The organism is Phenylobacterium sp., assembly GCF_041919955.1.
Lineage (GTDB): Bacteria > Pseudomonadota > Alphaproteobacteria > Caulobacterales > Caulobacteraceae > Phenylobacterium.
This window is the reverse complement of the sequence record NZ_JAYRSU010000001.1, coordinates 225054-242647: the sequence shown is the minus strand read 5'-3', so window position 1 is coordinate 242647 and position 17594 is coordinate 225054. Positions and strand designations below refer to the sequence as shown.

14 protein-coding genes are annotated in these 17594 nt (G+C 67.7%); 5 read left to right on the top strand and 9 right to left on the bottom strand.

Annotation, left to right across the window (positions count from 1 at the left end; translation table 11 throughout):
* Nucleotides 1–117: 117 nt before the first annotated feature.
* On the bottom strand, nt 118–3105 hold the full coding sequence (locus ACE3T2_RS01150) for a TonB-dependent receptor domain-containing protein (protein ID WP_374653809.1): 2988 nt from the start codon (nt 3103–3105) through the stop codon (nt 118–120).
* 157 nt (nt 3106–3262) lie between these two features.
* Between ACE3T2_RS01150 and ACE3T2_RS01145 the strand changes: the two genes are divergently transcribed.
* Both ACE3T2_RS01145 and ACE3T2_RS01140 read left to right on the top strand, forming a co-directional pair.
* Nucleotides 3263–4963, top strand: a complete 1701-nt coding sequence (locus tag ACE3T2_RS01145; protein WP_374653807.1) for a putative 2OG-Fe(II) oxygenase — start codon at nt 3263–3265, stop codon at nt 4961–4963.
* A gap of 107 nt (nt 4964–5070) precedes the next feature.
* A complete protein-coding gene (locus tag ACE3T2_RS01140; RefSeq protein ID WP_374653805.1) occupies nt 5071–6345 on the top strand; it encodes a dicarboxylate/amino acid:cation symporter in 1275 nt (424 codons plus the stop codon).
* A 51-nt stretch (nt 6346–6396) separates the two neighbouring features.
* Here ACE3T2_RS01140 and ACE3T2_RS01135 read toward each other — a convergent pair whose 3' ends face one another.
* The 3 genes from ACE3T2_RS01135 to ACE3T2_RS01125 form a co-directional block, all read right to left on the bottom strand.
* Nucleotides 6397–7374 (bottom strand): CorA family divalent cation transporter, encoded by a 978-nt coding sequence (locus ACE3T2_RS01135; protein ID WP_374653803.1) that lies wholly within the window; start codon nt 7372–7374, stop codon nt 6397–6399.
* A gap of 59 nt (nt 7375–7433) precedes the next feature.
* The gene (locus tag ACE3T2_RS01130; RefSeq protein WP_374653801.1) at nt 7434–7583 is read right to left on the bottom strand and encodes a hypothetical protein; all 150 of its coding nucleotides are present in this window, start codon (nt 7581–7583) and stop codon (nt 7434–7436) included.
* Between the two features lie 63 nt (nt 7584–7646).
* Nucleotides 7647–7787: a hypothetical protein gene (locus tag ACE3T2_RS01125; RefSeq protein WP_374653799.1), complete on the bottom strand. Its 141-nt coding sequence runs from the start codon at nt 7785–7787 to the stop codon at nt 7647–7649.
* Between the two features lie 98 nt (nt 7788–7885).
* Between ACE3T2_RS01125 and ACE3T2_RS01120 the strand changes: the two genes are divergently transcribed.
* Nucleotides 7886–8293, top strand: a complete 408-nt coding sequence (locus tag ACE3T2_RS01120; RefSeq protein ID WP_374653797.1) for a GFA family protein — start codon at nt 7886–7888, stop codon at nt 8291–8293.
* Here ACE3T2_RS01120 and ACE3T2_RS01115 read toward each other — a convergent pair.
* Nucleotides 8290–9378 (bottom strand): phosphatidylinositol-specific phospholipase C1-like protein, encoded by a 1089-nt coding sequence (locus ACE3T2_RS01115; protein ID WP_374653795.1) that lies wholly within the window; start codon nt 9376–9378, stop codon nt 8290–8292. The two genes, ACE3T2_RS01120 and ACE3T2_RS01115, sit on opposite strands and share 4 nt — an antisense overlap.
* A gap of 41 nt (nt 9379–9419) precedes the next feature.
* The gene (locus tag ACE3T2_RS01110; RefSeq protein WP_374653793.1) at nt 9420–9914 is read right to left on the bottom strand and encodes an NUDIX hydrolase; all 495 of its coding nucleotides are present in this window, start codon (nt 9912–9914) and stop codon (nt 9420–9422) included.
* 120 nt (nt 9915–10034) lie between these two features.
* Here ACE3T2_RS01110 and ACE3T2_RS01105 point away from each other — a divergent pair, with 120 nt between their 5' ends.
* Nucleotides 10035–11663, top strand: a complete 1629-nt coding sequence (locus ACE3T2_RS01105) for an EAL domain-containing protein (protein ID WP_374653791.1) — start codon at nt 10035–10037, stop codon at nt 11661–11663.
* A gap of 8 nt (nt 11664–11671) precedes the next feature.
* Here the strand turns inward: ACE3T2_RS01105 and ACE3T2_RS01100 are convergent, their stop codons facing one another.
* Both ACE3T2_RS01100 and ACE3T2_RS01095 read right to left on the bottom strand, forming a co-directional pair.
* A complete protein-coding gene (locus ACE3T2_RS01100; RefSeq protein ID WP_374653789.1) occupies nt 11672–13474 on the bottom strand; it encodes a DUF885 family protein in 1803 nt (600 codons plus the stop codon).
* Between the two features lie 6 nt (nt 13475–13480).
* A complete protein-coding gene (locus tag ACE3T2_RS01095; RefSeq protein ID WP_374653787.1) occupies nt 13481–15337 on the bottom strand; it encodes a DUF885 family protein in 1857 nt (618 codons plus the stop codon).
* 187 nt (nt 15338–15524) lie between these two features.
* Here ACE3T2_RS01095 and ACE3T2_RS01090 point away from each other — a divergent pair, with 187 nt between their 5' ends.
* Nucleotides 15525–16538: a fatty acid desaturase gene (locus ACE3T2_RS01090; RefSeq protein WP_374653785.1), complete on the top strand. Its 1014-nt coding sequence runs from the start codon at nt 15525–15527 to the stop codon at nt 16536–16538.
* On the opposite strand, the gene ACE3T2_RS01085 is transcribed toward ACE3T2_RS01090, so the two are convergent.
* Entirely contained in the window at nt 16535–17548 is a 1014-nt protein-coding gene (locus ACE3T2_RS01085; RefSeq protein ID WP_374653783.1) for an NADP-dependent oxidoreductase, read from the bottom strand. The two genes, ACE3T2_RS01090 and ACE3T2_RS01085, sit on opposite strands and share 4 nt — an antisense overlap.
* Nucleotides 17549–17594 lie beyond the last annotated feature (46 nt).

Sequence of the window (17594 nt, the reverse complement as noted above, 5' to 3'; positions counted from 1 at the left end):
GCCCCCCTTTGTAATTATTGGGGGGGGGGGTTTCGCCCCCCCCCCCCCGGGCCGCCAAGGACGCAGCGGCTTGCGAAGACGGGCCCGTGGGGCTGGTCCCGCCCTCTGGGGAGACCTCTAGAAGCGCTTGCGCACGCCGACGTAATAGGACCGGCCCATCACGTCGTAGTTCTGCTGGTCGTAGTTGGCTTCGGTGTCGCCCGCCTGCGGCGGGTTCTTGTCGAACAGGTTGTTGACGCCGAAACGCAGGTCGGTGTCCCACGGCAGCTTCACGCGACCGTTCAGGTCGAAGATGTCGTAGGCCTTCACGCCGCGCGAGGTGCTGGTCGGCGTGACGATACGCGCCGAGTTCTGCATCTCGCTGATGTGCCTCCAGCGCAGGCCGATGCTGGCCGGGCCGTTGGTGTAGGTGGCCGAGGCGACCGACTTCCACTCCGGGTGCGCCTGGCCGGCGCTGGTTTCGACCGCCGTGCCCCAGGTGCCGGCGTAGTCATAGGTCGGCGCGTTCGGCAGGGTCTGGATCTTGAACTCGTTGAGCCAGCCAATGGCGACGTTGATCGCCAGCGAGCCGGCGTTCTCCGGCAGGCCGACGTCCATCAGGTCGAAGTTCCAGTCGAACTGGAAATCGACGCCGGTGGTTTCGAACTGCCCGAGGTTCAGCAGCGGTTGGACGGGGTTCAGCGGCACGCCGCTGGCCGTGTTCCGGGCGATCAGCTTGCAGTAGTAGTTGTTCGGGTCGAAGTTCGGATTGTTGCCGCCCGCGTTGAAGCAGAACTGGAATGCGTTCTTGATCGGCAGCTGGCCGACGGCGTCCTGCACCTTGATGCTGTAGTAGTCGATCGAGGCCGACATCCGCGACAGCAGCGGCGATTCGAACGGCGACTGGATGACCGCGCCGATCGAGAAGGTGTCGGCGGTTTCTTCCTGCAGGTCCGGGTTGCCGCCGGTCAGGGCGAACACCTGGGCGGTGCCCAGTTGGTAGCTGTCGATGATCGCAGTCGGCACGCCCTGGGCCAGGCAGAGCGCCTTGACCTGAGCGCCGCTGGCGCCCTGGCGGAACGACGAGCGGACGTCGCAGGGATCGCCGTCGATGTTGGCCGAACCGGCGGTTCCGATGGCCACCGAACCGGTCGAGACCGGCGCGTAGAGCTCGCCGACGCTGGGCGCGCGGATGGCGCGGTTGTAGCCGCCGCGCAGGCGCAGGCCCTGGACCACGGTCCAGTCGAAGTCGGCCTTGTAGGTGCTGATCGCCCCGACCGACGAGTAGTCGGAGAAGCGGTAGCCGAGGTTGACGTTGAACGCCTCGATGAACGGCAGGTCCTTCACGATCGGCACCAGCAGTTCGCCGAAGGCTTCGTAGGTGTCGACCGAACCGGCTGCGTCACGCAGCACGCTGTAGCCGAGCACGTCCGAGGTGCCGTCGGGCTGGTTCAGCTGGCTGTCGGGCTTGAAGGTGTACTCGTTGGCCCGGTAGTCGACGCCCGCGGCGAAGCGGACCTCGCCGGCCGGCAGCTCGAACAGCCCGCCCTGGAAGCTGATTTCCGCCATGCGCTGTTCCAGCTCGTTCTGGTTCAGCGTGCGACGGGTGATGTAGCGGATGCAGTCGCCCGACGGGGTCAGGTTGCCGAAGGGATTCCAGCCGCCCGAGCAGTATTCCGTGCCGCCGGTGGGGCTGTTCAGCAGGCGAGCGACCGCGCTGGCGCTGGCGCCGCCCATCTGCTCGTTGTCGAACTTGGCCTTGGAGTACGAAGCGTAGGCGTCCCAGGTCCAATCCTTGAACCCGACCTTGCCCGACAGGCCGCCGGTCAGCTGGAAGACGGTGTAGCTGTACTTCTGGATCCGGGGGCCCAGGATGTTCAGGGCCTTGTAGAAGGTGAAGTTGGCGTTCGGGGTCGGACGCGAGGCCAGGATCGTCCGGAAGTCGTTCGGGATGAACGGGTTCGAGACCGGGACGGTCAGGCCGTAGACGTTCGAGGCCAGGGTCGGGTTGGTGATGCCGACCGACTCGTAGTCGGTGAAGGTGAACTGGGCGAAGGCGCGCAGGTCATCGGTCAGGTCGTAGTCCAGCTTGCCGAACACCGCATAGCGGTCGAGGTCCGACTGCATCGAGGCGCCGTCATAGCCGAAGTTGACCTGCTGCTGGGTGCCGGACGCGTTCGAATTGACGATGTAGGCGTCGTTGGTCTGCGGGTCGCGGAAGTTCAACACCGGCACGCCGGCGGTGGAGAAGATCGTCTGATCGGTGTTGAAGCCGATCTGACCGGTGTAGCGGCCGGCCGAGTTGCCGGTCAGGGCCGGGGTGCCGTACTTGCCGACGAAGACGCTGTTGACCGAGGCCAGCGTCGGCAGGTTCGCGCCGAACAGCACCGTGCCTTGCGGAATGGTCGAGAGGCCCGGGGTCGACAGGCGGAAGATGAAGTAGTCGCGCGAGCTCTGCAGGGCGATGTCGCGGTTGGTGTAGTCGACCGACAGAACCGCACGGCCCTTGCCGTCGTTGAACGCCGAACCGGCCGTGACCGAGACCTTGAAGGACTCCCCGTCGCCCTTCTCGGTGATGCCGTACTGGCTGTCGACGACGATGCCGTCGAAGTTGCGCTTCAGACGGAAGTTCACGACGCCGGCGGTGGCGTCCGAGCCGTAGGCCGTCGAGGCGCCGCCGGTGATGACTTCGACGTTCTCGATCAGGGCTTCAGGAATGGTGTTGAGGTCGACAGAGCCATCCGGGTTCGACGGCTGCAGGCGCCGGCCATCCATCAGGATCAGGGTGCGCTTGGCGCCCAGGCCGCGCAGCGACGCGTAGGACTGGCCGCCGTTCAGGCCGGTCGAGGTCGAGCCGGTGTTGCCCTGACCGAACGAGCCGGTGAACTGCGGCATCTGCGAGAGGGACTTTTCGACAGTCACTTGGCCGGTGTTCTCGATGGCCGCCTGGCCGACCGAGACGATCGGGCTGTTGGCGATATAGTCAGGCCGCGCGATGCGCGAACCGGTGACCACCACTTCCTCGACCGCCGTGGTCTCTTCCTGCGCGTAGGCCACGCCGCCCGCGAGCAACGCGCTGTAGGCGACTCCCCCCGCCATCAGCCACTTCAACGAACTCGATTTCATGCACCGCCCCTTGTTGTTATCCGGACGCGCCCCTCGCGCTTCCGGACCCCAAGACGCAGGGGCTTCGTGGACCCACATGTCGGTTTTGTAATTTTGTCATCTCGGCGTGCAGATCGGTCACAGCTGCACTGGACAGGGCGCCGAGGGCTTTCGCACAATGCCCTTCCAAGGCGCCTTCGAGCGGCGCAAACCTCCGGATTTCAGGCTCTTGTCCTCGCAGCAGAGTTCTCCGCCAGCCCTCAGTCCATTCGCGGCGCAAGAGCTTGACCGCGCCCGCGGCCTGGCCCGGCTGGGACGAACGGCGGAGGCCGAGCAGGCCTATCGCGGCATCCTGTCGCGGGAACCGGCCTGCGCCCCGGCCGCCGCAGCCCTGGCTCGGCTGCTGACCGCCACGACCCGTCCGGTCGAGGCCGAGGCGGTGATCCGGCCCTTTGCTCAAGAGCCGACGCCATGGCCCGAAGCGCTGTCGGCCCGCGCCGCCGCCCTGAAGCTTTTGAATCGCCGCGAGGAGTCCCTGGCCGACTACCGCCGGGCCGCAGACCTCACCCCTCGAAGCGGAGTGGCCGCGCATAACGTGGCCTCGGGCCTTGGCGACGCCGGGCGCGACCGTGAGGCGGCTATCGAGTGCGAGCGCGCATTCGCCCTCGGCCTTGATGCGCCTGAGACCTGGCTCGTCTATGGCCGCGCTCTGCAGGGCCAGCGCCGCTACGACGAAGCCGAGCGCGCCCTGGCCGAGGCGGTCGCTCGTCGGCCCGCCTATGCCGACGCGGTGCGTGACCTCGGCCAACTCGTCTGGATGCGCCGGGGTGATGCGGCGCAGGCGCTGGCGCCGGTCGAAGCGGCGCTGGCCCGCGTGGGTGGTGACACCGCCGCGGGCTCCGCCCTCGCCGCCGTGAAGATCAGGCTGCTCAACCACATCGAAGGGCCCGATGCGGCCAGGGCCTACGCCGAACAGGTGCTGGCGGCCTCAGGCGGCGATCCACGCCTAGCGCTAGAGGCGGCGCAGTTGCTCCTGGAGACCGATCCCGCCCGCAGCCTGGACCTGGCGAACGCGGTCGCTCGGCGTGCGCCGCAGGACGCCTCGGTGCAGCGGGTCGCGGCCCACGCCCATCTCGCCCTCGGCGAGGCTCATGCCGCGGCGGCGATCTCCGAGCGGCTGCTGGCCCGCGATCCGGCCGACCAGGAGGCGGCGGCCGCCCTGGCGACCGCCTGGCGCCTGGACGGTGACGCCCGCTACCGCGACCTTTGGGACTACGCCGCCCTGGTCCGCGCCCAGACCATCGACACGCCGCGCGGCTGGTCGGGCCTGGACGCCTATCTCGACGAGCTGCAAGGGGCCCTGGGCGAGCTGCACGCCCTCTCGGCGCACCCGATCGAACAGTCCCTGCGCGGCGGCACCCAGACGCCTCAGAACCTGCTGCATTCCGACCACCCGGCCATCGCCGCGTTCTTCCAGGCGGTCGAGGGGCCGATCCAGGCCTATCGCGCCTTGGTCGGCGAGGGCGACGACATCTTCCGGCGGCGCAATCACGGGCCTCACCGGGTGCTGGGCGCATGGTCGGTGCGGCTGAAACCGAACGGCTTTCACGTCGACCACATCCATCCGCAGGGTTGGATATCCTCGGCCTGCTACATCGGCTTGCCGGCCGCCATCGGGAACGAAAAGGACCGGGCCGGCTGGCTGCGGTTCGGCGCGCCGCCGATCCCGACCAGGCCGTCGCTCGAGGCCGAGCACTATATTCGCCCGCAACCGGGTCTACTGGCGCTGTTCCCGTCCTATATGTGGCACGGCACCGTACCCTTCGGCGGCGACGAGCCGCGGCTGACGATTGCGTTCGACGTGATCCCCGCCCCCTGACGTCGCGACCAACGAAGACGTGAAGAGGGTGAGGCCCGGCCGCGTCCGTGCGTCTTACCGAGAAACCAGGGCTGCGCGCCTGCATGTTCCTCATCGATGAGCCGCCAATGAACCGTCGTTTCGCCCTGCTGATCGTCCTATCTATGGTGCTGGGCGTAGCCGTCGGCTGGGCGTGCAACCAGTTCATGAGCCCGGATCAGGCCAAGTCCGCCGCCGAGGGCCTGTCGCTGGTCACCGACATCTTCCTGCGGCTGATCAAGATGATCATCGCGCCGCTGGTCTTCACCACCCTGGTGGCGGGCATCGCCCACATGGAGGACGCCGCCGCCGTCGGCCGGATCGGCGCCAAGACCATGGGCTGGTTCATCTGCGCCTCGATCGTCTCGCTGCTGGTCGGGCTGATGATGGTGCACCTGCTGCAACCGGGGGCCGGCCTGCACATGCAGACCGCGGCGGCCGCCTCGGCCCCCGCCGCCAGCACCGAGGCCTTCACCCTGAAGGGGTTCATCACCCACCTGGTGCCGACCTCCATTGTCGACGCCATGGCCAAGAACGAGATCCTGCAGATCGTCGTCTTCTCGCTGTTCGTCGGCACGGCCGTGGCCGCCCTCGACAACAAGGCGCCCTCGGTCCTGAACCTGGTCGAGCAGGGCGCCCAGATCATGTTGAAGGTGACCGAGTTCGTGATGAAGCTCGCCCCGCTGGCCATCTTCGCGGCGCTGGCCTCGACCATCGCCACCCAGGGCCTGGCGATGCTGGCCGTCTACGGCAAGTTCGTCGTCGGCTTCTACGCGACCATGGGCGTGCTGTGGGTGCTGCTGTTCATCGCCGGCTTCCTGGTGATCGGCAAACGCGTCGTGCCGCTGTTCGGCGTGATCCGCACGCCGGCCCTGCTGGCCTTCTCGACCGCCTCGTCCGAGGCCGCCTATCCGCGCATCCTCGACAGCCTGCCCAAGGTCGGAGTGCGCCGCCGGATCGTCTCGTTCGTCCTGCCGCTGGGGTACTCGTTCAACCTCGACGGCTCGATGCTCTACTGCACCTTCGCGACCATCTTCATCACCCAGGCGCACGGCGTGCACCTGACGGTGCAGCAGCAGATCTTCATGCTGCTCCTGCTGATGGTGACCTCGAAGGGCATCGCCGGCGTGCCACGCGCCTCGCTGGTGGTGATCATGGCCACCCTCACCTACTTTGGCCTGCCTGAGGCGTGGATCGCCCTTGTGCTAGGCGTCGACCACCTGCTGGATATGGGCCGCTCGGCGACCAACGTGGTTGGCAACTCGGTCGCCGCAGCGGTGGTGGCCAAGTGGGAGGGTGAACTCGACGACGTCGAGGACCAGGATCCCGACCCGTCCGGACAGTCGGCGGGCGCGCCGGCCTAATCCTCCTTTCCAGGCGCAGACGGATCGCGCCCTGCCTGCGTTTTAGGCGGCCTACGACATGATGCGCATGCGCCGCAGCAGCCACCACGCGCCGGCCACCACGATCATGCAGAGCAGGCTCGCCAGGGCGAAGCCGGCGTGGGATCGGGCGAAGGGAATGCCGTCGAGATTCATGCCGAACGCGCCGACGATCAGGGTCGGCGGAATCAGCAGGCTCGACATGACGGTCAGCGCCTTCATGCTGCGGTTGGTCGCTGCGGTGATCTGGGTGTCGATCTCCTCGTGCAGCAGGCGCGCGCGCTCCTGCAGGCTGAGCGTCTCGCGGTCGAGGTCCTCGGTCTCCTGAGTCAGACGCGGCAGGTGCGCCGAAAGGTGCGCCACGCCGTGCGCGGACCGCGGCGCACAAGCCCTGTGCAGGGCGCTGCGCAGGCCGAGATATTCGCGATGATCGCGCGATAGGCTGCGCCGGATCGGCCCGACCTTCAGCCGCTCGACCGCGTCGTAGTCGTTCAGGATGCGGTCCTCGACATGATCGAGCGCCTCGGCCGCCGCATGCAGCCGCTCCTCGGCCAGATCGACATAGCGTTCGATGAAGTGGATGAGGAGGTCGGCGGGCGAAGCGAAGCCTTCGCCGCGCTCGGCGTCGCGCCGTACCTCGTCGACCACCCGCAGGGCCTGGCGACGCGCGGTGATCAGGCGTCGGTCGTCCAGGACGAACATCAGCCGCCCCGCACCGGTCGGCCGCCCTTCGAGATCGCGCTCGAGATCGGGAAGGACGCCGAAAGCCCAGGCCCCGGAAAACTGGATCTGCACGCGCTGCTCAGTCCGCAGGATCAGATCACGGGCCAATGGCGGCACGTCGTCGAGTTCTTCGAGATAGAGTCGGGCCCGCTGATCGCTCAGCGGGAAGTGGGTCCAGATCCATCCCGCCCGCCGGGCCACGGCCTCGTCCAGGTCACGATCGTTCAGCGGGCGCGCCGCGCCGGCCTCGAACGCATAGGCCCAAAGGAATGCACTGGCCTGGCCCATGGACGACGCCCTCCGACCTGCCGGTCATGCGACGCCGATGTGACAGGCCGATGACGGCGTCAGCCGACCATGTGGCGCAGGAACGAGATCGTCTCGGCGACCGCCAGGACCATCGCGCCGACGACGATCATGTCGAAGCAGCGCCGCATCCAGACGAACAGGCCCGAACGGCGGGTGGGCTCTTCGGCCTCGGCAAAGGTGAACCGCATGGTGTCCTCCGTCGGGACATCCGGTCCCGTCGAAGGCCTGTGCGCGCAAGTCGCGGGCCAGCTTCAGGCGGCCAGCATGGCCCAACACCAGAGGCCGATGGAGGCGAGCAGCAGCGTCCAGACGAACACCCGTAGCGCAGTCCACCGGTTCGTCGCTCGTTTGCCCTCGGCAGGTTCCTCGTAATGGATCGAAAAACGCGACATGCCCCGCCAATAACGCCGTTATCTCAAGACCCTGTAAACGCATTTGGTTAGTTTCCGAGGTCTTACCGGACACGGTTCACGTTCAGGTCGTGGAGACCATGGAAATACACGCTGGCTCTTGCCTTTGCCGCGCTGTGCGCTTCGAGGTCCACGGGCCGCTTCCGCCTGTCCAGTTCTGCCACTGCGGCGATTGCCGCAAGGCCCAGGGTTCGGCCTTCGGCTCGAACATTCCTTTGGAAACCAAGAACCTCCGCCTGCTCAGCGGCGAGGACCAGTTGCGGGCCTACGACTCCTCTCCGGGCAAGCAGCGAGTGTTCTGCCGGCGCTGCGGCTCGCCGATCTTCAGCCGACTGACAGCCAAGCCCGAACTGTTAAGATTAAGGGCCGGGACGCTCGATCCCCCCGTGCGGCTGGACCGCGCCTTCCATTTCCACGTCGCCTCCAAGGCCGACTGGTGGGAGATCACCGACGACCTGCCCCGCTATCCGGACGAGCGGCCGCTCTAGCGAACAGGATTGCGCCGGGCGACGCCTCCGCCCGGCAGGGCGGCCTGATAGGGGCCCAGGCGCGTGTCGGGGCGCATGTAGTCGGTCGAGACATACTGGGCGCCCGATGCGAACGCCGCGTTCTGGCGCCTGCGGTCGTCGGTCCGCGCCTCGACGGTGTCGGCATCGGCGCGGGTGCGCACGATCAGGCCGGCCTTCACCGCAGCGGCGATGCGCCCGGCCTGCTCCTTCGGATCGTTCAGGGTGATGTAGGCCGCAGCCGGCGAGGCTTCCTCGATGTTCACGAACATCGCCCGCCCCTCCAGCGAGCGCCGCGCGCCGCGGTAGATCGCCACCTGGTTCTCGGGTGCGTCGAGCGCGAACATCACCTTGCCGCGCGCCGCCTTCAGCGTCGGCCAGGCTCCGGCCAGGGCGGCCTCTCGCAGGGTCTTGCGCCGTCCCTGGATCGCATCGGGCGTGATCAGGTCGGCCGGCGCAAAGACCGAACGGATCTCAGCGTCGACACGATCCATCGCCGCCGCATCGAAGGCCGGCGCCTGAACCGCGCCAGGCAGCTTCAGCCCGCCTTCCTTCAGGTTGATGAGGATCAGCAGCGGAACATGATCGGGATGGGCCTTCGACCAGTCGCGGATCTGCTGCAGGCACACGCTGAACAGTGGGCAGTTCGAGCGGTAGTCGATGTCCTGGGCGTGCATGACCTTCAGGCCGGGACGCTTCAGGGGCTCCAGATCATAGGGCAGGTCATTGGCGATCTTCATCGCCAGCGGCGAGGCGTAGCGGCCGCCCTGCGGGTCGTCCAGCAGGTCGAGTTCCAGTTGCCGCGCCCCGGCGTCGAGCTGCTCGACCAGCGGGGGATGCACGTAGTCTAGGGCGTCGGCCTGCTTGGGATCAGCCCCGCGCAGCAGCTTCATCTGGGCCGGAGAGATCGCCAGCTTGTAGGAATTATGGGTGCCGATGGCCTGCAGGTCGTTGATCTTCAGCCGGTCCACCGCCGCCCGCGTACAGGAGCCCTTCCCGGACGGCGCTTCCAGGTCGCAGGGCGCAGCGAGAGCCGCGGCGGCGGCGAGGACGGCGATCATCGGCATGGCGTTCCCCTATCGCGCGTGCGCGGCGTTGCGATGACAGCCTAGCTGACTGTCGGCGCGATGGTGATCTCAAGCGGCGAGGCCGGATAGTCGCGCGCCGCGACCGCCCCGATCAGTTCGCGGAAGCGTTCCGGATAGACCCGGTCGGACGTCACGACGATCTCTTCCAGCGCCCACCAGCGGATGTCGTCGATCAGGTCGGTCTCGTAGTCTTCCCAGCCCTCGCGCGAGGGCTCGCCGCCGCCGCAGTAAGCGACGATGTAGTGCTCCTTGAAGATCACCTTCTCGCCGGTGACCAGTTCGCCCAGCCCCTCGCGGGTCCAGACCACAGGTCCCAGCTCGACGTCCTCGAAGCCGGTCTCCTCGGCGATTTCGCGCAGCGCTGCGGCCTCCAGGGTTTCGCCAGGTTCGACCCCGCCCCCGACCGTGAACCAGGACGAGGTGTGCATCGGCCGGTTCGGCAGGCGGCCCTTCAGCAGCAGGATCCGCCCCTGCACATCGAACAGCAGCACGCGGGCGGTCAGGCGTTCACGCAAGGACGGGTCTCCAGAGGGTGCGACAATCTATCCAATGAGCGCCGCTTTGGCGAACGCTGCTCTCAACGTGAAATTAATCGCGCCAGGACAAGGTTTTGGCTCTCGCTCGGAGACCGCACTTTGTCGCTTGCCCCTCAGCGTCTGCTTGGCTTCGCGTTCGCGGGCGCCGATCTGCTTCTGGAAATCAGCCAAGACGGTAGGATCGGCCTGGCGATCGGCGCAAGCGAGGCGCTGTCCGGTTCGGCCGAGACGGATCTGGTAGGCCGCGCCTGGCGCGACTTCATCGATGTCCGCGACAGCGCCATGATCGAAGCCCTGCTGGGCGACCTGAAAGACGGTGGCAGAGGCGGCCCCGTGGTCGTCGGATTGGCCGGGTCCACCGACGGGATCGAGCGTGCGGCGTCCATGTCGGCGTTTCGCATGCCGGGCAACGGCGGGGCGATCTCGTGCGCTTTGAGCCGCGCCAGCGGAAAGGTCGTCCACAACCTGCACGACAAGTCCGGCTTCGAGGCCGCCGCCGTCAACCTGATCGAGGCCGCGCGGGTCAACGGCCAGGATCTGGAGATGGCCTTTCTGGAATTCGGCGGCCTTGCCGCCCTGCGCGAGCGCCTGGGTCCGGAGGCCGCGCAAGCGCTCGAGCGACGTCTGATCGGCGCTCTGCGCTCACAGTCACACGGCGGCTCGGCGGCGGCCGAACTCGGCGCCGATCGTTTCGCGCTGGTGCGGCCCAAGGGCGACGCGATCGAAGCCCTGGTCCAGCGGCTGATCGCCATGGTCACCACCGATCCGGCCATGGTCAGCGGCCGCGGCCAGCTCATGGCGCTGCAAACCGAGGCGAGCCCCAGCCAACTCGCCCGTGCGATCCGCTACTCGCTGGATTCCTTCATCGCCGACGGCCTGGCCTCCGACGGCCCGCTCGACTTCAGCGACGTGGTCGACCGTTCGATCAAGAAGACCCTCTCCGAGGTCGGCGTCCTGGGTGCAGCCGTCAATGACGGGCGCTTCAACCTGGTGTTCCAGCCGGTGGTCGACCTGAAGGCCGGCTCGGCTCTGCACCATTACGAGGTGCTGGTCCGCTTTGGCGACAGCGCCAGCCCCTACCCGATGATCCGCATGGCCGAGGAGCTCGACATGATCGAGCCTCTCGACATCGCCGTGGTCGAACAGACCATCGCCCGCCTGGTCGCCGAGCCGCATCTGAAGTTGGCGGCCAACGTCTCGGGCCGCACCATCGTCAGCCCGGCTTTCGTCGTCGCCGTCCGCCAGATGCTGGCTAAGTCGCCTGCGGCCGCCGGCCGGCTGCTGCTGGAGATCACCGAGAGCGCGGCCATCGACGACCTGGCCCTCGCTGACCGCCACCTGTCGGCCCTACGCCAGGAAGGCTGCGTGGTCTGCCTCGACGACTTCGGGGCCGGCGCCGCATCCCTTGCCTATCTGCAGCAGCTGACCCTGGACATCGTGAAGATCGACGGGCGGTTCATCCGCGAGCTGCAGCATGGCGGACGCGAAAGCACCTTCATCCGCCACCTTGTGCGCATGTGCGCCGAGCTGAAGGTCAAGACCATCGCCGAGATGGTCGAGAACGCCCAGGCCGAGGACGCGGTGCGTCGCGCCGGCGTCGACTACGCCCAGGGCTGGCTCTACGGCGCGGCCGGGGACAAGCCCGACTTCAAGCCCGCCGCCGTATCGTCGGGCGTCTCCGCGCGTCCGGCCGCCCGGCGCGTCGGCGCGGTGGACAGCTGGGGCTGAGCGCCGCGTCAGCCGCGCGCGCTCGCTACGTAGCGGTCGATCACGCTTTCGAGCACGGCCAGCGGCATGGCCCCAGACAGCAGCGCCGCGTCGTGGAAGCGGCGGATGTCGAACTTCGCCCCCAGCGCCGCCTTGGCCTTCGCCCGAATACGTAGCCAAGTCAGCTTGCCGACCATGTAACTGCACGCTTGCCCAGGCCAGACGCAATAGCGCTCGATCTCGGTCGCGGCCGAGGTGGGCGGTGAGCCGTCGATAGAGGTCATGGTCTCGATCGCCTTTTCGCGGGTCCAGCGCTTGGCGTGCAGGCCCGTGTCGACCACCAGCCGCGCGGAGCGGAACAACGCAGCCTGGAGCATCCCCAGCTCGCCCAGCGGATCGCCGGCGTAGACATCCATCTCCTTGGCCAGCTCTTCGGAATAGAGCGCCCAGCCTTCGCTATAGGCCGGGAAGCCGGCGATCCGCCGCAGCATCGGCAAGTCCGCCTCCTGCTGCAGCGAACGTTGCAGGTGATGGCCCGGGATCGCCTCGTGATAGGTCAGGGTCTTGAGCGTCCACTTCGGGTTCTCCGCGGTGTCGCGCAGATTGATCCAGTAGATGCCGGGCCGCGAGCCGTCCAAGGCCGGCCGGTTGTAGTAGCCGCCGGGCGCACCGGCCTCGATGAACTTCGGCACCCGGCGGATCTCGACCGGCGCCTTGGGCAGCGCGCCGAACGCCTGCGGCAGCCGCGCCTGCATCGCCTTCACCAGGTCGTTGAGGTGCGCGATCAGCTCTTCCTTGGCCGCGTCGGTGTTCGGATAGAGCTGGTCGGGGGCCTTGAAGAGCGCGGCGATGCGCTCGCCCACCGTGCCCTTGGTGTAGCCCAGCCCCTTCAGCAGCATCTCGGCCCGCGCCCCGAGCTGGCGCGCCTGTTCCAGGCCGAGCTGATGGATCTCCTCGGCTGAGAGCGTCGTGGTCGTCGAGCCTTTCAGCGACAAGCGATAGTACTCCTCGCCGTCCGGCAGCTTCCAGCAACCAGCGTCGTGGGTCGCCCGCCCCTTCAGGCCCTCCATGTGGGCGATCTGACGGTCGAGCGCCGGAACCACCGCGTCGGCGTAGATTTTCGCCGCCCGGCCCGCCCAGTCGCCCGCAAGCCCCTTCTCGGCCGTGCGTTTTGCAAGCGAGCTCACCAGCGGCGAGGCGGACGGATCGGTCTTCAGGCCGCGCATCTGCCCCAGGCTGCGCTCGACGATGAAGTCCGGCGGGACGACGCCAGCCCCGACGTCGCGCCGCGCCCGCTCCAGCTCCTGGTCCATGACCGTCCCGAAGGCGGCCAGTCGGGACAGATAAGCCTCGGCGTCCTGGGTGGTCTCGACGCCGTGCTGGGAGCCCAGGAAATCCGGGATGTCCTGGTAGGCGCCGGTGAGCTGCGAGAGGACGTAAGGCCGGCCCGCGCCGGGCGCGCCATAGGCGAACTTGCCGTTCGCCTCGACCTCCAGGTCGCCGGTGAACTTCACCGCGTCGTAGTTAGGCTTGTCACGGTCCGACAGGGCCGCGCGGTCGATGGCCGCCAAGCGTTTCTGGTGATCGACCGCGCGGGTCTTCTCACGCGCCATCGCTGCAGCGGACGCATCGTCCAGCTGCGACTTCGCCGCCGCCCGCGCGCCCTTGTCGAGCCCCAGCCGGGTGACCGCCTCGGGCGAGTCCGCCAGCCCTTCGTCGAAGAACTGGTCGAACAGCGCCCGCAGCTTGGCGTCTTCGGCGGCGGCAGTCTGGGCGAGAGCCGGGGTTGCGGCCAGGGCGGCGGCCGAAGCCAGGAACGTCCGGCGATCCATCTTCGCCTAGCCCTTCATCGCAGCGATATGCTGGTCCATGACCATTTCGAGCACGGTCAGCGGCATGGCGCCGGACAGCAGGCCCGCATCGTGGAACTTGCGGATGTCGAAGCGGTCGCCCAACGCCGCCTTCACCTTGGCCCGCAGGCGCAGCCATTCCAGCTTGCCGACCATGTAGCTGCAGGCTTGGCCCGGCCAGACCACATAGCGCTCGATCTCGGTGGTCGAGGCGGTGGTTGGCGTGCCGCTGATCTCGTTCATCGTCGCGATGGCTTTTTCGCGGCTCCAGCGCTTGGCGTGCATCCCAGTGTCGACCACCAGCCGCGCGGCGCGGAACAGCGAGGACTGGATGTAGCCGATCTCCCCACGCGGATCGCCTTGATAGACGCCCATCTCGCGGGCGAGTTCTTCGGAATAGAGCGCCCACCCCTCGCCATAGGCCGACAGGAAGGTCGCCCGCCGGATCATCGGAAGGTCCGCCTCCTGCTGCAGCGTCAGCTGCAGGTGATGGCCGGGGACGCCCTCGTGATAGGTGATCGTCGGCAGGGCCCATTTCGGATATTCGGCCGTGTCGCGCAGGTTCAGCCAGTAGATTCCAGGCCGTGTACCGTCGAGGCTGGGCTGGTTGTAGTAGCCGCCGGGCGCGGCGGCCTCGATGGCCTTGGGCACGCGCTTGATCTGCAGCGGCGCCTTGGGCAGCGTGCCGAAGTACTCGGGCAGGCGCTTGCTGGTGGCCGCCACCAGCTCCATCAGATCGGCGATCAGCTTTTCCTTGCCCGGGTCGGTATTCGGGTAGTGATAGCGCTTGTCCTTGTAGAGCGCCTGGATGCGCTCGCCGACGCCGCCCTTGGTCAGGCCCTGGCCTTTCAGCAGTTCGTCGGCCCGCGCCTGCAGCGCCTTGGCCTGTTCCAGCCCGATGTTGTGGATCTCGTCCGCCGTCAGGCGGGTCGTGGTGGAGCCGTGCAGGGCGTGCTCGTAATAGGCCTCGCCGTCCGGTTGGCGCCATATGCCAGCGTCGTGCCAGGCCTTGCCCTGGATCTCCTTGAAGAGCGCGATCTGGCGCTCCAAGGCGGGGGCGACCTTCTCGCCGTAGATCTTGGCGGCCTGACCGGCATAATCCCCGGCGATGCCTTTCTCCTTGGCGCGCCGCGCGACCGAGGCGACCAGGCTGGAGGCCTCGGGCTTGACCAGCATGCCCTGCATCTGCGGCAGGGCGCGCTTGATGATGAAGTCCGGCGGGATCACACCGGCGCCGATATCCTTACGGGCGCGCTCCACCTCCTGGTCGATGACCGTGCCGAAGTCGGCCAAGCGCGACAGATAGGCGTCGGCGTCCTCCTTGGTCTCGATCCGGTGCTGGTTGTCGAGCCAGTCTGGCGTTGACTGGTAAGAGCCTGTGAGCTGCGAGATCATGTAGGGCTGGCCGGCGCCGAGATAGCCGTAGTCGAAGCGCCGGTTGGCCGCCTCGGCGGTCTCCAGGTTGAACAGCACACTATCGTAATTGACGCCCGCCATGCCGGTCAGCTGGCTGCGGTCGATGGCCTTCAGCGCCGTGAGTTGCTCGGTGTTCAGCGCTCGGTCCTTGGCCTTGTCGGCCAGTGAAGCGTCGTCCAGGTGCAGCTTGGCCGAGGCCCGCGCGCCCTTGTCGAGCCCCAGACCCGTGACCAGCTGCGGGCTGTCGTCCAGGGCCTGGTCGAAGATCTTGTCGAGGAAGGCGGTGAGCTGGTCGCTGGCGCTGGGCGCCGGAGGGGCGGGCGGCGGCGCAGGGGCCGGGGGGGCTACAACGGCCGCGGGCTTGGTCGCGCACCCGGCCAGCGCGACCATCGCGCCGGCGGACAGAAGCAGTTGACGGCGGCTTTGCATGTATCGCCCCTCCCAGACTCGTCACATTGTGACGCGGACCCTATGGGGAGCCTCGCGCCTGCGGCAAGAGATGGCCATGGCGCGGCGTGTTAAATCTCCGTAATGGGATCGCGCCTGTTCAATCGCCTGTCGCAGAGGCGCCGCATTCTGCCTGCAGGTATATCTACCCGCTGACCGGACCTTCTACGTGACCGATCCCAAGCCCGCCGACTGGAGCCGCCGGCTCACCGACTACAAGCGCCCGCATCTGGGCCGCAGCATCTTCGAGCTCGCCTTGACCGGCACGGCGCTGATCGCGCTGTGGGCGTTGGGCTGGGTCGCGTTCCACGCCGGCCTGTGGTGGCTGGCCCTGCTGATCGCCCTGCCGTCGGCGGCGTTCCTGGTCCGCCTGTTCATGATCCAGCACGACTGCGGCCACGGCTCGTTCTTCGAGGCCAAGGCGGCGAACGACTGGACCGGCCGCATCATCGGCCTCTTCACGCTGACGCCCTACGACTACTGGCGGCGCACCCACGCGATGCATCACGCCACATCGGGCAATCTCGACCGCCGCGGGCTGGGCGTCATCGAGATGCTGACCGTCGAGGAATACCTCGCCTTGCCGCCGCTCAAGCGCCTCGGCTACCGGCTCTATCGCAACCCGGCGGTGATGTTCGGCCTCGGCCCGACCTTCGTTTTCTTCCTGCAGCAGCGCATTCCGATCGGTCTGATGAATGAAGGCTGGCGCCCCTGGGTCTCCACGCTCGGCAACACCGCCGTGGTCGCTGCGGCGCTCGGCCTGATGATGTGGCTGCTGGGCGTCGCGCCCGTCATCCTGGTCAATTTCACGACCATGGTGGTCGCCGCGACCATCGGCGTCTGGCTGTTCTTCGTACAGCACCAGTTCGAGGGTGTGGCCTGGGCGCGCAATAAGGACTGGAAGCGCGACGATGCGGCCCTGCACGGCAGCTCGCACTATGACCTGCCCCAGCCGCTGCGCTGGCTGACCGCCAACATCGGCATCCACCACGTCCACCACCTGTCCAGCCGCATCCCGTTCTACCGGCTGCCGCAGGTGCTGAAGGATCACCCCGAACTGCACGGCGTCAGCCGCATCGGCCTGTGGGAAAGCTTCCGGAACGCCCGCTTGGCGCTTTGGGACGAGGCGGGCCAGCGACTGGTGTCCTTCCGCGAGATCCGGAGCCTGCCGCGCGCAGCCTAAGGTTCGGGCGAGACCCGAACCAGCAGCTTTCCGTCATGGTCGCCGGTGAACAGCCGGCCCATGGCGTCGAGGGCGTTCTCCAGCCCGTCGACCACATGCGCCTTCCACTTGAGCTGGTGCGAAGCCACCAGCGGCGCCAGCTCGGCCAGCGCTTCGGCGGCCCGCGGCAGATAGTCGATGACGATAAAGCCCTTGATCAGGATGCGATGCATCAGCACGCGGCCGAAGTCGCTCGGCCCTGGCGCAGTCTCGCTGTTGTAGGTCGAGATCATCCCGCATAGCGGCATGCGGCTGAAAGTGTTCATCTGGCCGACGACCGCGTCCATGACCTTTCCGCCGACGTTCTCGAAATTGATGTCGACGCCATTGGGCGCGAGCCGGGCCAGTTCGGCCGCGACATCCTGGGACTTGTAGTCGATCGCCCCATCGAACCCGAGGTCGTGGGTCAGCCAGCGGCATTTCTGCGGCCCTCCCGCGATGCCGATCACACGGCAGCCCTTCAGCTTGGCCAACTGCCCGACGATCGAGCCCACCGCTCCGGCCGCGGCCGAGACCACCACCGTCTCGCCCGGCTGCGGCCTGCCGATGTCCATCAGGCCGAAATAGGCGGTCATGCCGGTTGCGCCCAGCACGCTCATATGCGCGGTCAGCGGCACGCCGGACAGGTGGGGCACCCGGCGCGCCACGCCCTCCGAGGCGACGATGTAGTCCTGCCAGCCGCCCAGGCCGGGATTGACGATGGTGCCTTCCGGCAAGCTGGCGGCGCGAGAGCGCTCCACCACCCCGATCACCCCGCCGCGCATCACATCGCCGATCTTCACCGGCGGCAGATATTGGACCTGATCGCTCATCCAGATGCGGTTGGTCGGGTCCAGGGAGAGGTACAGCGTGCGGATCAGCACCTCGCCGTCGTTAAGCTCTGGGGTGAGCGTCTCCACCAGCTCCAGATCGTCCGGCCCGACCTCGCCCTCCGGACGGCGACGCAGCACCCACTGGCGATTGATCGGCATGACGGCTTCCCTTCCCTGATCCGGCGATCATGGGCCGGCCGCACGC

Coding starts and splice junctions, on each gene's coding strand:
- ACE3T2_RS01115 (WP_374653795.1), bottom strand. CDS start 9,378: ATGCCGATGATCGCCGTCCTCGCCGCCGCCGCGGCTCTCGCTGCGCCC.
- ACE3T2_RS01145 (WP_374653807.1), top strand. CDS start 3,263: ATGCCCTTCCAAGGCGCCTTCGAGCGGCGCAAACCTCCGGATTTCAGG.
- ACE3T2_RS01100 (WP_374653789.1), bottom strand. CDS start 13,474: ATGGATCGCCGGACGTTCCTGGCTTCGGCCGCCGCCCTGGCCGCAACC.
- ACE3T2_RS01140 (WP_374653805.1), top strand. CDS start 5,071: ATGAACCGTCGTTTCGCCCTGCTGATCGTCCTATCTATGGTGCTGGGC.
- ACE3T2_RS01095 (WP_374653787.1), bottom strand. CDS start 15,337: ATGCAAAGCCGCCGTCAACTGCTTCTGTCCGCCGGCGCGATGGTCGCG.
- ACE3T2_RS01085 (WP_374653783.1), bottom strand. CDS start 17,548: ATGCCGATCAATCGCCAGTGGGTGCTGCGTCGCCGTCCGGAGGGCGAG.
- ACE3T2_RS01150 (WP_374653809.1), bottom strand. CDS start 3,105: ATGAAATCGAGTTCGTTGAAGTGGCTGATGGCGGGGGGAGTCGCCTAC.
- ACE3T2_RS01120 (WP_374653797.1), top strand. CDS start 7,886: ATGGAAATACACGCTGGCTCTTGCCTTTGCCGCGCTGTGCGCTTCGAG.
- ACE3T2_RS01135 (WP_374653803.1), bottom strand. CDS start 7,374: ATGGGCCAGGCCAGTGCATTCCTTTGGGCCTATGCGTTCGAGGCCGGC.
- ACE3T2_RS01125 (WP_374653799.1), bottom strand. CDS start 7,787: ATGTCGCGTTTTTCGATCCATTACGAGGAACCTGCCGAGGGCAAACGA.
- ACE3T2_RS01130 (WP_374653801.1), bottom strand. CDS start 7,583: ATGCGGTTCACCTTTGCCGAGGCCGAAGAGCCCACCCGCCGTTCGGGC.